The 13622-nt window shown below is 76.6% G+C and carries 13 protein-coding genes; 7 read left to right on the plus strand and 6 right to left on the minus strand.

Going from position 1 to position 13622, the window contains the following annotated elements:
• Positions 1 to 474 precede the first annotated feature (474 nt).
• From HNR08_RS13975 to HNR08_RS13985, 3 genes are all read left to right on the plus strand, one after another.
• Positions 475 to 1875: a sensor histidine kinase gene (locus HNR08_RS13975; RefSeq protein ID WP_146832337.1), complete on the plus strand. Its 1401-nt coding sequence runs from the start codon at positions 475 to 477 to the stop codon at positions 1873 to 1875.
• Positions 1876 to 1909: 34 nt separating this feature from the next.
• Complete coding sequence (locus HNR08_RS13980; RefSeq protein ID WP_146832334.1) at positions 1910 to 2575, plus strand: LuxR C-terminal-related transcriptional regulator; 666 nt, start codon at positions 1910 to 1912, stop codon at positions 2573 to 2575.
• A 307-nt stretch (positions 2576 to 2882) separates the two neighbouring features.
• Positions 2883 to 4169, plus strand: a complete 1287-nt coding sequence (locus tag HNR08_RS13985; protein ID WP_146832330.1) for an acyltransferase family protein — start codon at positions 2883 to 2885, stop codon at positions 4167 to 4169.
• On the opposite strand, the gene HNR08_RS13990 is transcribed toward HNR08_RS13985, so the two are convergent.
• A complete protein-coding gene (locus HNR08_RS13990) occupies positions 4156 to 4518 on the minus strand; it encodes a hypothetical protein (RefSeq protein WP_146832327.1) in 363 nt (120 codons plus the stop codon). The genes HNR08_RS13985 and HNR08_RS13990 overlap by 14 nt on opposite strands.
• Positions 4519 to 4597: 79 nt before the next feature.
• Here HNR08_RS13990 and HNR08_RS13995 point away from each other — a divergent pair, with 79 nt between their 5' ends.
• Positions 4598 to 5317 carry a hypothetical protein gene (locus HNR08_RS13995; protein ID WP_146832324.1) on the plus strand — a complete coding sequence of 240 codons (720 nt, stop codon included), beginning with the start codon at positions 4598 to 4600 and terminating at the stop codon, positions 5315 to 5317.
• Positions 5318 to 5337: 20 nt separating this feature from the next.
• Here the strand turns inward: HNR08_RS13995 and HNR08_RS14000 are convergent, their stop codons facing one another.
• On the minus strand, positions 5338 to 6327 hold the full coding sequence (locus tag HNR08_RS14000) for a stage II sporulation protein M (RefSeq protein ID WP_146832321.1): 990 nt from the start codon (positions 6325 to 6327) through the stop codon (positions 5338 to 5340).
• A 61-nt stretch (positions 6328 to 6388) separates the two neighbouring features.
• Here HNR08_RS14000 and HNR08_RS14005 point away from each other — a divergent pair, with 61 nt between their 5' ends.
• Positions 6389 to 7210 carry an RDD family protein gene (locus HNR08_RS14005; RefSeq protein WP_146832318.1) on the plus strand — a complete coding sequence of 274 codons (822 nt, stop codon included), beginning with the start codon at positions 6389 to 6391 and terminating at the stop codon, positions 7208 to 7210.
• A gap of 122 nt (positions 7211 to 7332) precedes the next feature.
• A complete protein-coding gene (gdhA, locus tag HNR08_RS14010; protein ID WP_146832315.1) occupies positions 7333 to 8673 on the plus strand; it encodes an NADP-specific glutamate dehydrogenase in 1341 nt (446 codons plus the stop codon).
• Between the two features lie 9 nt (positions 8674 to 8682).
• Here the strand turns inward: gdhA and HNR08_RS14015 are convergent, their stop codons facing one another.
• Positions 8683 to 9129 (minus strand): MarR family winged helix-turn-helix transcriptional regulator, encoded by a 447-nt coding sequence (locus HNR08_RS14015; protein WP_146832312.1) that lies wholly within the window; start codon positions 9127 to 9129, stop codon positions 8683 to 8685.
• 70 nt (positions 9130 to 9199) lie between these two features.
• Here HNR08_RS14015 and HNR08_RS14020 point away from each other — a divergent pair, with 70 nt between their 5' ends.
• Positions 9200 to 11107 (plus strand): ABC transporter ATP-binding protein, encoded by a 1908-nt coding sequence (locus tag HNR08_RS14020; protein ID WP_146832309.1) that lies wholly within the window; start codon positions 9200 to 9202, stop codon positions 11105 to 11107.
• A gap of 4 nt (positions 11108 to 11111) precedes the next feature.
• Here HNR08_RS14020 and HNR08_RS14025 read toward each other — a convergent pair whose 3' ends face one another.
• From HNR08_RS14025 to HNR08_RS14035, 3 genes are all read right to left on the minus strand, one after another.
• Positions 11112 to 11588, minus strand: coding sequence for a CoA-binding protein (locus HNR08_RS14025; RefSeq protein ID WP_146832306.1), 477 nt, complete (start codon positions 11586 to 11588; stop codon positions 11112 to 11114).
• 74 nt (positions 11589 to 11662) lie between these two features.
• Positions 11663 to 12292 carry a DNA glycosylase AlkZ-like family protein gene (locus tag HNR08_RS14030; protein WP_183835076.1) on the minus strand — a complete coding sequence of 210 codons (630 nt, stop codon included), beginning with the start codon at positions 12290 to 12292 and terminating at the stop codon, positions 11663 to 11665.
• A 36-nt stretch (positions 12293 to 12328) separates the two neighbouring features.
• A complete protein-coding gene (locus HNR08_RS14035; protein WP_146832301.1) occupies positions 12329 to 13621 on the minus strand; it encodes a DUF58 domain-containing protein in 1293 nt (430 codons plus the stop codon).
• Position 13622 lies beyond the last annotated feature (1 nt).

Consider the following 13622-nt stretch of genomic DNA (forward strand, 5'->3'; position numbering starts at 1 on the left):
GCCGTGCGGCTCGGGTGCACCCGGCGAGGGGCGCGGCGCGTCGGGGTCGGCGGTGGCCACGCGGCGCGCCCCGGGTGGGGCGCTCGCACGGCGGCGGACGCGCCACGGCCCTCGCGCCGCGGCCCTGGTGAGGGGCGCTGCGAGGGCCGAGATGAGGGCGTCGCACACCGACCGGTCGTCGATCTGGTCGGGTTCCACCGTGCCGCATCTCGTCCCGTTTGGCGAGGCGCGATCGTGCGTTTTCGGTGGATGATGGGACGACTGTGCATCGCGATTAGCAGTCTGACCTGCGACTTTACCTTGTCTTGGATCGTTATCGGTTTGTGACCTGGCGGTCGGGAACCCGGCCACCCGACCGGGGGGACAACCCCCGGACCGACCGGCGGGAGCGCCGGGTGCCGCGCGCCGGGTCCCGCACGGGACGATGGTGCGGTCCGCCCGCCGCGGACGCCCGTCGCACCGAGGAGCACCGCCATGTCCGCCACCCACCCGGCCGCCCCGCCGGCCCCGCCACCGGCCTCGTCGATCGCCACCCCGGCGCCGGTCGCGAGCACCGCGGCGCTGGCGCGCGGCGCCGTGTGGCAGCCCGGCGTGCTGACCCGCACCTGGCGCGAGCTCGGCTACCTGTTCCTCACCCTGCTCCTCGCGCCGTTCGCGTTCGCGTACGCGGTGGTCGCGATCGTGCTGCCGCCGTCGCTCGCCGTCACGGTCGTGGGGCTGTTCCCCGCCGGGTGGGTCGTGCAGGGCGGGCGCGCCTGGGCCGGGCTGTACCGGGCGATGGCCCGCGGGATGCTCCGCACCTCGATCGCCCCGCCGCTGCCGCGCCGCCGCACGCGCGGGTTCTGGCGCCGGCTCGGCAGCCTGCTCGGCGACGCCGCCGCGTGGCGGGGGCTGGCGTACGGGCTGCTGGCGCTGCCGCTCGCGATCGTGTCGTTCGTGCTGCCCGTGGCGTTCCTCGCGGTCGCGCTCGGCGGGACGACGCACTGGTTCTGGTACCGGTGGCTGCCGGAGCAGGAGGGTGCCGACGGACAGCTGCACCGGGGGGCGTCGTTCGGCCCGGACTACTTCATCGACACGCCGCTGCGGCAGTGGATCCTCATCGCGATCGGCCTGCTCGCGTTCCTCGTGTTCCAGCGCCTGACGATCGGGTTCGCCCACGTGTTCCGGCTGCTCGGCGCGAACCTGCTCGGTCCGACCGCGTCCAGCCTGCGCGTGCGGTTCCTGGAGCAGACGCGCGGCGCCGCGGTCACCGACGCCGACGCCCGGCTGCGCCGCATCGAGCGCGACCTGCACGACGGCACGCAGGCCCGGCTCGTGACCGTCGCCATGCAGATCGGCGACGCCCGCGACCGGCTGGCGACCCGCGGCGAGGACGACGCCGTGCGCGCCGACGCCCTGGACCTGCTCGACGGCGCGCAGGGTGCGCTCAAGGAGACGCTCGTCGAGCTCCGCGACATCGCGCGCGGCATCCACCCGCCGGCCCTCGACGACGGCCTGGCCGTGGCGCTCGAGACGCTCGCGGCGCGCTGCCCCGTGCCCGTCACCGTCGACGTGGACCTCGCCGAGCAGCCCGCGCCGGAGGTCGAGACCATCGCGTACTTCGCGGTCGCCGAGCTGCTGACGAACGTGGTCCGGCACTCCGGCGCGTCGGGCGCGTACGTCCGGGCGGAGGTCGCGGACGGGACGCTGTGGGTCCGGGTGCGCGACGACGGCCACGGCGGCGCACGGCCGGGCCTGCCCGGAGCGTCCGGCGGCAGCGGCCTCGGCGGGCTGGCGGACCGCGTGGCCACCGTGGACGGCGACCTGCACATCGACAGCCCGGTGGGAGGCCCTACGGTGGTGACCGTGCACCTGCCGCTGAGCGTCGCCCGATGACCGCACCGCGCCCCGCCGCGACGGGGGGTGCCGCGTGCGGGTCGTGATCGCGGAGGACTCCGTCATCCTCCGGGACGGCCTCGTCGCGCTGCTGTCCCGGCGCGACCACGAGGTCGTCGCGGCCGTCGGGGACGGCGACGCGCTGGTCCGCGAGGTCGACGCCCTGGCCGCTGCCGGGGCGCTGCCCGACATCGCCGTCGTGGACGTGCGGATGCCGCCCGGGTTCACCGACGAGGGGCTGCGCGCCGCCCTGACCCTGCGCGAGCAGCACCCCGGGCTCGGGGTGCTGCTGTTCAGCCAGTACGTCGAGACCCGGTACGCCGCGCAGCTCTTCGGGGGCGACGCCCGCGGGGTCGGCTACCTGCTCAAGGACCGGGTCGCCGACGTCGCCGACTTCCTCGACGCCCTCGAGCGGATCGCCGCCGGGCGCACCGTGCTGGACCCCGAGGTCGTCACGCAGCTCATGGGCGCCGCCCGGGTGGACCCCGGCCTGGCCCGGCTGACCCCGCGCGAGTCCGAGGTGCTCGAGCTCATGGCGCAGGGCCGGTCCAACGGGGCCATCGCGGAGAGCCTCGTGCTGTCCTACGGGGCGGTCGAGAAGCACGTGACGTCCATCTTCGGCAAGCTCGACCTGGCCCCCGACGCCGGCGACCACCGCCGCGTCCTGGCGGTCCTGCGCTACCTCGACCTGGAGGCCTGAGCGCCGCCTGGCCCGGGGCTCACCCGCCGGCTCGTCGCCGAGGTCGAGGGTTTGCGGCGAGGTCGAGGGTCTGCGCGGCCGGTTTCGTGCGAAACCCTCGACCTCGGTGGCCGAGGTGGCCGGGCCGGGCCAGAGCCCGACGCGCGCGGGTGGGGTGGGGACAGCCCCCCGTCCCCCGGGGGGTGGCCGCCCGGCAAGACGGGGGCTGCGCCCCTTCTGACCTGCGGCTTCGCTCGGGAGGCTGGGGGTGCGCCCGATCGCCGGGCGCCCGCGCGGGTCGCCGTGCGGTCCCCACCGGAGCGCCACCATGTCGACCGTCCTGCCGTCCCGCCCCCCGAACCGGGCCCCCGACCCCGCCCCGACCCGCCCCGCCCCCGGGCCGCGCACCCGCCCGGTGCCCGCGGTGCGCGCGGGGGAGTCCAACACCCTCGCGGCCCCGGCCCCGGCCCCGGCCCCGCCCGCGCGCCGCGTCCGCGACCCGTTCGTCGACGGCGTCCGCGCCGTCGGCATCCTGCTCGTCGTCGCCCTGCACTGGCTGATGGTCGAGGCCGCCTGGGACGGCCGGGAGCTCGAGGTCGGCAACGCGCTGGCCCACGGCCCGGCGTGGCTGCTCACGTGGCTCCAGCCGCTGCCGCTGCTGTTCTTCGCCGCCGGCGCCGCCGCGCGGTACGACCTCGCGCGGCACCCGGGGGAGCCGGGATGGCGGTTCGCGGGCGTCCGGCTGGTGCGGATGGCCCGGCCGGTGGCGGTGTTCGCGGGCATCTGGGCGCTGCTGGTGGCGGCGCTGCCGCACCTGGGGGTCCCGGAGGCCGCCGTCGAGCGGGTGGCGCGCATCGTGCCGCAGCCGCTGTGGTTCCTGGGCGTGCAGCTCGCGCTGCTGGCGCTCGCCCCGCTGCTGGTGCGGACGCTGCGCCGGTTCGGGGGCGCCCGGGTGCTGCTGGTCGCCGCCGCGCTGCCCGTGGTCGTGGACCTGCTGCGGTTCTCCGACGAGCTGCCGATCCCGGGCTGGCCGAACGTGCTGCTGGTGTGGGCGGTGCCGTTCCTGGGCGGCCTGCTCGACGCCGACCGCCGGCTGCGGCCCGGGCCTGCGGGGCACCGCGCCCGCACCGCCGTCCCCGCGCGCCTCGTGCTCGGCCTCCTCGCCGCCGCGGGTCTGGCGGCGACCGTGCTGCTGCTCCTCGTCGGCCCCTACCCGGTCTCGCTGATCGGCATGCCCGGCGACACGATGTCGAACCTCGCCCCGCCCACCGCGCCGGTCGTCGGGTTCGCGGTCGCGCAGGTCGCCGGGGTGCTCGTGTTCCGGGACGCGCTGGGCCGCTGGGCGGGGCGGTCGCGGCTGGTGCGCTGGGCGGGGGCCCGGTCGATGGGGCTGTACCTGTGGCACCTCACGGCGATGTTCGCGGTGTCCGGCGTGGTCCTGCTCGGCGTCGGCGCGGCCCTGCCGGAGCCGTGGACCTGGGACTGGTGGGTGTCCCGCGCGGGCTACCTCGGCGCGGCGTGGGGGGTGCTGGTGGCGGTCGTGGCGGTGACGGACCGCCTGGCCGGGTCGCGCGCGCGTGCGCCGCTCGCCCGGCCCGCGGTCAGTACCCCATGAGCGCGGGCACCGCCGCGAGCACCGCGGCGCACCCCGCGGCGCACCCCGCGGCGAGCCCGGCGACGACGCCCCAGGCGACCGCCCGCCGCCGGCCCCGCCCCACGAGCAGCACGAGCAGCGCCAGCAGCGTCGACCCGACCAGCAGCCCCGTGGCCAGCGCGCCCGCCCCGCGCCGGCCGCCGTCCGTGCAGGGCCGCGTCCCCGGGTACACCGCGGGGCAGATCATGTCGGGCGGGAAGGGCACGGAGTGCAGCCACACCGAGGCCAGCGCGCCGGCGAGCAGCAGCAGCGCGACCGTCGCGGGGGCCAGGCGGCTGCGGCGCAGCGCGGCGTCGACGTCGGTGGCCATGGCCCCGACCGTACCGATGCCCGGTCCGCGCGCGGGAGGCGTCCAGGGAACGTCCAGCCGTTCGTGCTCGACTGGCTCCGTGCACCAGGACCGTGTCGACGACGACCTGCCCGACCTCGACCCCGCCGCGTGGCGGGTGGAGCGCGCGGGGCTGGTGGACGTCAACCCCGTCGCCCGGATGCTCGCGGAGCACCGGCCGTTCATCGACCTCGACGGCGACGGCGAGCCCGACGAGGTCCCCCACCCGGAGCACTCCGGCCCGGCCGCGCGCCTGGTCCTGAGCCTGGGTGCCCTGGAGCACGGCGAGGTCTGGCTGGCGCGGCAGGGCGCCGAGGTCGCCGCGGTGGCCGTGTGGCTGCCGCCGGACGCCGACCACCTCGCCGCCGACCTGCACCGCGAGGTCACCCGCGAGCTCGGCACCCCGCCCGAGCGCGACCCGGAGCCCGCGCACGCCCCGCTGCGCTCGCTGGTCGGCGCGACGGCGCACACGCTCGCCCTGGCGCGCGACTCGGACGCCCGGCGGGTGCTGACCGTCCTCGCGGACGCCGGCCGGGTGCCGGGGGAGCGGCGGGCCGCGCTGCTGGCCGACGTGCTCGCCCCGGTCCTCGACGCCGAGGGCGCGGCGGGCCGGGAGGTCCTCGCGGTGACCGTCGACCCGGCGCAGGTCGCGGACCTCGAGGCGCTCGGCTTCACGGAGGCGGGCCGGACGCCGCTGGGCGCCGCGACGCTCTGGCTGGGGGCGCGGCGGCCGGCGGCGCTCGCCGGGGCGGCCGGCCGGTCGGGCGCGCTGCTGGCCTGAGCGGGGGACGACCCCCCGCCTCAGCCCGCGACGGCCACCGCGTACCCCGCGGCGTCCTCCTCCAGGTCCCCGGTCTCGCCCTCGCGGACCGCCCGGCGGCCGAGCGCGATCGTGTACGTCCAGAACGCGGCCAGCGCGACCGCCCCGACGACGATCTTCAGCCACCACGGCAGCGACGACCCGGTGACGAAGCCCTCCACGAGCCCGGACAGCGCGAGCGCGCCGACCAGCCCGATCGCCACGGTGATGGTCGACCGGCCCTCCTCGGCCAGCGCCCGCCCGCGCGGCCGGCCGCCCGGGTCCACCCAGGTCCAGCACAGCCGCAGCCCGGCGGCCCCGGCCACGAAGATCGCGGTGAGCTCCAGCAGGCCGTGCGGGGCGATCAGCGTGAGGAACACGTCCAGGCTGCCGTGCGCGGCCATCATGCCGCCGGTCGCGCCGACGTTGACGGCGTTCTGCGCGAGCACGTACAGCGGGCCGATCCCGGAGATCCCGATGCCGATGCAGACGGCGGCGATCCAGGCGTTGTTCGTCCACACCACGGCCGCGAAGCCGAGGCCCGGGTCGTAGTAGGAGGCGAACGCCTCGTCGACGTACTGCTGGCGCTGCGCGGGCGTGCCCATCGCGGCGAGCGCGTCGGCGTCGGTGGCGACCCACCAGCCGGCGACGACGGCCACGAGCAGGAACGCCGTCATCACCGCGACGCTCCACCAGCGGATCCGGTAGAGCGCCGCGGGCAGCGAGAAGACGAGGAACCGCCGGACGTCGCGCCAGGCGGGCTCGTGGGTGCCGGCGATCGCGGACCGCGCGCGGGCCAGCAGCTGGGACAGCCGGGCCACGGTGTCCGGGTCGGGCGCGGCGGAGCGCACGGTGGACAGGTCGGTGGCGACCGCCTGGTACAGCCGCACCAGCTCGTCGGCCTCGGCCCCGTCCCGGACGCGGCGGCGGGTCAGCTCGTCCAGGCGCGCCCAGGCCGGCCGGCGCACGGCGGAGAAGGCGTCGAGGTCCACGCCGGATACCCTGCCACAGGACGCCCGGCGCGCAGGGCGGTGACGAGCGAGGGGAGCCCCGGTGGACGACGGCATCGTCATCGGCGAGGGCGTGCTGCTGGACGCCCGGCCGACGTCCGTGGTGAGCCGCCTGGGCGCCGCGCTCGTCGACCTGGTCGCCCTCGGGCTCGTGCTCCTGGGCCTGGTGCTCCTCGCGGTCAACGTCGTGACGATCGCCCCGAGCGACGACCTGATGCGGATCACCCTGGTCGTGACGATGGTGGTCATCACCGTGGTGCTGCCGACGACGGTGGACACGCTGACCCGTGGGCGGTCGCTCGGCAAGCTCGCGGTGGGGATCCGGGTGGTGCGGGACGACGGCGGGCCGATCCGGTTCCGGCAGTCGCTCGTGCGGGCGCTGGTCGGGATCCTCGAGCTGTGGGCGACGTTCGGCTCGGTCGCGCTCATCACGTCGCTGGTGCACCCGCAGGGCAAGCGGCTGGGCGACATGCTCGCCGGCACGTACGCGGTGCGGGTGCGCGGGCGCAAGCAGGCCGTCCCGGTCGTGACCATGCCGCCGTACCTGGCGGGGTGGGCGACGTCGGCGGACGTCGCGCGGCTGCCGGACGGGCTCGCGCTGTCGGTGCGGCAGTTCCTCGGCCGGGCGGCGGGGCTGCACCCGGGCTCGCGCGCCGCGCTGGGGCAGCAGCTCGCCGGCGAGGTCGCCCGCTACGTCGCCCCGGGTCCGCCGCCCGGGACGCACCCCGAGGCGTTCCTCGCGGCGGTGCTGGCCACGCGCCGGGACCGCGAGCTGGCCGCGAGCACCCGGTCGGCCGCCCGGGTCGCGCACGAGGCCGTCCTCCTGCAGCGGCTGCCGCACGGCGTGCCCGACCCGAGCCGCTGACCCCCGGCGTGCCCGCACCGGGTCGATCGACCCACTCCGTGGACACCCCGACGGGGCGGCGCGCACCCGCCGTACGGTGACCGCCGTCGGGGGGTCGTGACGCGACGACGCGAGGAGGAACGGTGCAGGCACAGCTCGACCAGGTCCTGGTGCAGGTGCTCGAGCGGAACCCGGGCGAGCCGGAGTTCCACCAGGCGGTCCGGGAGGTGTTCGCGAGCCTCGGTCCGGTGCTGGCGCGGCACCCGCAGTACGTGGACGCCGCCGTGCTGGAGCGGCTCTGCGAGCCCGAGCGGCAGATCGTGTTCCGCGTGCCGTGGGTCGACGACGCCGGCCGCGTGCGGATCAACCGCGGGTTCCGGGTCCAGTTCAGCACCACGCTCGGCCCGTCGAAGGGCGGCCTGCGGTTCCACCCGTCGGTGAACCTCGGCATCGTGAAGTTCCTCGGCTTCGAGCAGATCTTCAAGAACTCCCTGACCGGCATGCCGATCGGCGGCGGCAAGGGCGGTTCGGACTTCGACCCGCGGGGCCGCTCGGACGCCGAGGTGATGCGGTTCTGCCAGTCGTTCATGACGGAGCTGGCCCGGCACATCGGCGAGTACGTGGACGTGCCCGCCGGGGACATCGGCGTCGGCGGCCGGGAGATCGGCTACCTGTTCGGCCAGTACAAGCGCATGACCGGCCGGTACGAGTCCGGCGTGCTCACCGGCAAGGGCGTGAGCTGGGGCGGCTCGCTGGTCCGCACCGAGGCCACCGGCTACGGCGCCGTGCTGTTCGCCGAGGAGATGCTGCGGACCGCGGGCCAGTCGTTCGACGGGCAGCGCGTGGTCGTGTCGGGCTCCGGGAACGTCGCGATCTACGCGATCCAGAAGGCCCAGCAGCTCGGCGCGCACGTCGTGGCGTGCTCGGACTCCCGCGGCTACGTCGTGGACGAGAAGGGCATCGACCTGGCGCTCGTGCAGCAGGTGAAGGAGGTCGAGCGCGGGTCGCTCGCCGCCTACGCCGAGCGCCGCGGCGGCGCCGCGCGGTACGTCCCGGGCCGCCGGGTCTGGGAGGTCGGCGGCACGGTCGCGCTGCCCTGCGCCACCCAGAACGAGCTGGACGAGGCGGACGCCCGCGCGCTGGTCGCGTCCGGCCTGGTCGCGGTCTCCGAGGGCGCGAACATGCCGACGACCCCCGAGGCGGTGCAGCTGTTCCAGGACGCGGGCGTCCTGTTCGGCCCCGGCAAGGCGGCGAACGCGGGCGGCGTGGCGACGTCGGCGCTGGAGATGCAGCAGAACGCCAGCCGCGACTCGTGGTCGTTCGACTACACCGAGGACCGGCTCGCCGCGATCATGCGGAACATCCACGACCGGTGCGCGTCCACCGCCGACGAGTACGGCGCACCGGGCAACTACGTGGTCGGCGCGAACATCGCCGGCTTCCTCAAGGTCGCCGACGCGATGCTGGCGCTCGGGGTCGTCTGACCCGGGGCCTCAGCAGACGGCCTCGTCGCCGTCGTCCACGAGCCGGTGCAGCAGGCGGAGCAGCTCCGCCCGCTCGCCGGGCTCCAGGCGGGCCAGCAGCTCCTCGCCGTGCGCGCGGCGCCGCAGGTCGGCCTCGGCGAGCACGGCCCGCCCCCGGTCGGTGACCGTGACGAGGGTCGCGCGCCGGTCGGTCGGGTCGGGCTCCCGCGCGACCAGGCCGGCGCGCTCGAGGTCGTCCACCAGCGAGGTGATCGAGCGCGGGACGACGTCGAGCGCCGCGGCGAGAGCGGTCTGCCGCTGGGGCTCGGGCGCCCGCGCGACGACGCGCAGCAGCCGGTGCCGGGACGGGCTGAGGTCGGCCTGCGACCGCACGTCGCGGCGCATCGTGTGCAGGGCGCGGCGCAGCAGCCAGAAGAGCTCGTCCCCGGGGTGGGGTGCAGGGGTGACCGGGGTCATGCCCCCCACGATAGCGAGTCGGACACATAGAGAGGTACCCTCACTAAAGTCCGATCCCCCGGGAGGCCCCATGTCCATGCACGGACCCCTGCACGGCGGGCGCGGCGGCGGGATGGACGCGCGGTCGATGTACCGCTCGTTCCGCCTCGACCCGTCCGTCGCCCAGCGCCGGCTCACCCGCGACGTCCTGCGCCGCATCCTCGGCTTCGCCCGCCCGTACCGGCGGCTGCTCGCGATCTTCCTCGTCCTCGTCGCCCTCGACGCCGCGGTGGGCGCGGCGACCCCGCTGCTGTACCGGCGCATCATCGACGACGGCATCTCGGCCGGTCGCACCGGGTTGGTGCTCGGCCTCGCCGGGCTCGTCGCGCTGCTCGCGCTCGTCGCCGCCGGCCTGGCCCTCGCCTCGCGCTGGCTGTCCTCCCGGATCGGGGAGGGCCTGATCCTCGACCTGCGCACGCAGGTGTTCGACCACGTGCAGCGGATGCCGCTGGCGTTCTTCTCCCGCACGCAGACCGGCGCCCTGGTGCAGCGGCTGAACGGCGACGTGCTCGGCGCGCAGCAGGCGTTCACCTCGACGCTGTCCAACGTCGTGTCGAACGTGCTCACGGTCGTGCTGGTGATCGCCGCGATGCTGTCGCTGTCCTGGCAGATCACGCTCGTCTCGCTGGTGCTGCTGCCGGCGTTCGTGCTGCCCGCCCGCGCGATGGGCCGGCGGCTGGCGACCGTGACGCAGGAGGCCTACGGGCTGAACGCCGAGATGGGCCAGACGATGACCGAGCGGTTCAACGTCGCCGGAGCCCAGCTGGTCAAGCTGTACGGCCGCCCCGACGACGAGACCGCGGTGTTCGCCGGCCGGGCCGCCCGGGTGCGGGACATCGGGATCACCAGCGCCATGTACGGGGCCGTGTTCCGGATCGGGCTGACCCTGGTCGCGGCGGTCGCGGTCGCCATCGTCTACGGGCTCGGCGGCGTCCTCGCGATCCAGGGGTCGCTGACCGTCGGCGTCGTCGTCGCGCTGACCTCGTACCTCACGCGGCTGTACGGACCGATCACCGCGCTGTCGAACGTGCAGGTCGACGTCATGACGACGCTGGTGTCGTTCGAGCGGGTGCTCGAGGTGCTGGACCTGGAGCCGAGCGTGGCGGACGCGCCGGACGCCCGCCCGCTGCCGGACGACGTGGCCCGGACCGCGACCATCGAGCTGGACGACGTCTCGTTCCGGTACCCGGCGGCGTCCGAGGTGTCGCTCGCCTCGCTCGAGTCCGTCGCCCGGCTGCAGACCGAGATCCCCGGCACGACGCTGGAGCACGTCTCGTTCACGGTGCCGCACGGGCACCTGGTCGCTCTGGTCGGGCCGTCCGGCGCCGGCAAGACCACGATCTCCCAGGTGGTCGCCCGCCTGTACGACGTGACGGGCGGCGCGGTGCGGATCGCGGGCCAGGACGTCCGGGAGGTGACGCAGGCGAGCCTGCGGGACGCCATCGGCATCGTCACCCAGGACGCGCACCTGTTCCACGACACCATCCGCGCGAACCTGCTCTACGCCAAGCCGGACGCCACCGACGCCGAGCTGGAGCAGGCGCTCGCCCGCGCGCAGATCGCCGACCTGGTGCACCGGCTGCCCGACGGCGTGGACACCGTCGTGGGGGACCGCGGCTACCGGCTGTCCGGCGGAGAGCGCCAGCGGCTCGCGATCGCGCGGCTGCTGCTCAAGGCGCCGCCCGTCGTCATCCTCGACGAGGCCACCGCGCACCTCGACTCCGAGTCGGAGGCGGCCGTGCAGCGGGCGCTCGCGGAGGCGCTGGAGGGCAGGACCGCGCTGGTCATCGCGCACCGGTTGTCCACCATCCGCGAGGCGGACGCGATCGTCGTGCTGGACGAGGGCCGGGTCGTGCAGCAGGGCACGCACGCCGAGCTGCTCGCCGCGGGCGGGCTGTACGCGGAGCTGTACGAGACGCAGTACGCCGCGGCCCGCTGACGCCTCAGACCCGGCGCGGCACCCGTCCGGTGAGCGTCATCAGCCGGCACATCACCCGGTGCGCGCGGTCGGACGGCGCGCCGAACATGAGCGGGCAGCCGCCGTCGATCACGGTGAGCCCCCGCGCGCGGCCCTCCGCGACCGCGGCGGCGTCGACGCTGCCGGCGTCCACCGACCGGTGCATCCAGACCCTCCCGACGCCGAGGTCGGCGGCCTCCCGGACGGTCGCGGCGGCGTGCTCCGGGCGGGTCGCGACGACGACGGCCTCGACCCCGCCGGGGATCGACGTCAGGTCCGGGTACGCCGGGTCGCCCTCGACCGTCTCGGCGTTCGGGTTCACCGCGAACACCTCGTACCCGGTCTCGCGCAGGCGCCGGTAGACGACGTTCCCGCCGTGGCTGCCGGGCGTGCGGGACACGCCCGTGACCGCGATGCGCCGGGCGGCGAGGAAGTCCGTCGCCGCCGTCCTGATGTCCGTCATGGCTCGCTCCCCGGGGGCCTCGTCGCGCCGTCGGTGCGGACGCTAGACCCGCCGAGGGGGCCGCGGCATGGGACCTAGGTGCCGATCGCGGCGGTGATCTCCGGGTCTGTCGGCTCCGCGACCGGCGCGCCGAACCAGGCGTCCGCCGGCGTCCAGGTCGTCGGCATGCTCCGGCCCCACACCCCGCGCGGCGTGACCTGCACCAGGGGCAGGAGGCCGCGCGCGCCCATCGCGAGCGCCCGGGGGTCCAGGCCCGGCCAGGTGCGGGCGAGGCGGGCGCCGAGGTCGCCCGCGGTGAGCGGCCCGTCGGCGTCCAGCACCGCGCGGGCGACCCGGCGCAGCTCGTCCAGGTCCACCTGCCGCAGCGTCGGCGCAGCCGAGACGTTCGCGGTCAGGTGCCGCCGCAGCGTCGGCGCGAGCACCGGCCACAGCGCCAGCGCGTCGTCCGCCGTGGCGAGGTGCACGGTGTCCCGCAGCAGCGCGAGCCGGCCGACCCGGCGGTCCAGCATCGGCACCGCGAGGTCGGCGTGCGCGAAGCCGTCGACCCGGGCGTGCAGGGCGAGGTAGGCGGACGTCGGGGTCTGCGACTGCAGGGCGACGAGGTGCGCGACCACGGCGACGGCGTCCGTCGGGGTGCGGTCGAGCAGGTGCTGGCGCGCGAGCAGGGCCCTGCCGAGGCCGCGGGTGGTGATCCGGTCGGTCACGCCGCCACCGTACGGCGACCCGCCCACAGGCCGGCCCTACAGCCGCCCCGCCGCCTTCAGCGCGAGGTACGCGTCCGCGAGCCGCGGCGCCAGGTCGTCCGGCAGCGCGTCGACCACCTCCACCCCCCGCCCGCGCAGCCGGAGCGCGACCGCGGCCCGCTCGAGCTCGGTCCGCTCGGCGGCGGCCGCGTCGAACAGGGCGGCGACGTCCTCGCGCCCCGCGCGCAGCCGCTCCGTCTCGGGGTCGCGCACCGAGGCCAGGACGACCTGGTGCCGGGCGGCGAGCTGGTCGACCACGCCGAGCAGCCCCTGCTCGACCGCGGCCGGCTCCAGCGCGGACAGCAGCACGACGAGCGCCCGCTGCGACAGCCGCTCCTGCACCTGCGCGACGACGCCCGGCCAGTCCGCCTCGACGAGCGACGGCTCGACCACGGCCAGCGCGTCCGCCAGCGCGGGCATCAGCCGGGGGCCGGACATGCCGGCGACGCGCGCCCGCACGGTGCGGTCGTAGGCGAGCAGCTCGACGCGGTCGCCGGCGCGCGAGACGAGAGCGGCCAGCAGCAGCGCGGCCTCGATCGAGGCGTCCAGCCGCGGCTCCTCGCCGGTGCGCGCGGCGCTGGTCCGCGATGTGTCGAGCACGATCAGCACCCGCCGGTCCCGCTCGGGCCGCCAGGTCCGCACCACCACGTCGGAGCGCCGGGCGCTCGCCCGCCAGTCGATCGACCGCACGTCGTCGCCGATCACGTACTCGCGGAGCGAGTCGAACTCCGTCCCGGCCCCGCGCACCTGCACCGCGGAGCGGCCGTCCATCTCCCGGAGGCGGGCGAGCCGGCTCGGCAGGTGACGCCGGGAGGCGAACTCCGGCAGGACGCGCACCGTGCCGGGCACGTCGAACGACGCCTGCCGCCCGGCGAGCCCGAGCGGGCCCGCGGTGCGGATCGTCACCCGGTCCGCGTGCAGGTCGCCGCGCCGCGCCGGCAGCAGGGGCGTGTCGAGCCGCCGGGACTCCCCGGTCGGCAGGTCCACCCGGTGCCGGTTGCGGACCGCGCCCGCCGACGGCTGCCAGGCGTCCCGCACCAGCGCGCGCAGCCGGCGGGGGCCGGTGTGCGTGACGGTCAGCCGCGACCGCGACGGCTCGTGCAGCCGCACCGGGCCGGTGGTCTCCCGGCGGATCGCCACGGCGCGCGGCGACGCGGCCAGCGCCGTGTCCACCACGCACAGCGCGACGCACAGCAGCGCCCACACCAGCACGGTGCCCGGCACCGGGACGAGCAGCACCGGGAGCACGCCGACCGCGGTCAGCGCGACGGCCCGCCAGGTGATCGTCACG

The organism is Cellulomonas hominis (assembly GCF_014201095.1).
GTDB classification, from domain to species: domain Bacteria; phylum Actinomycetota; class Actinomycetes; order Actinomycetales; family Cellulomonadaceae; genus Cellulomonas; species Cellulomonas hominis.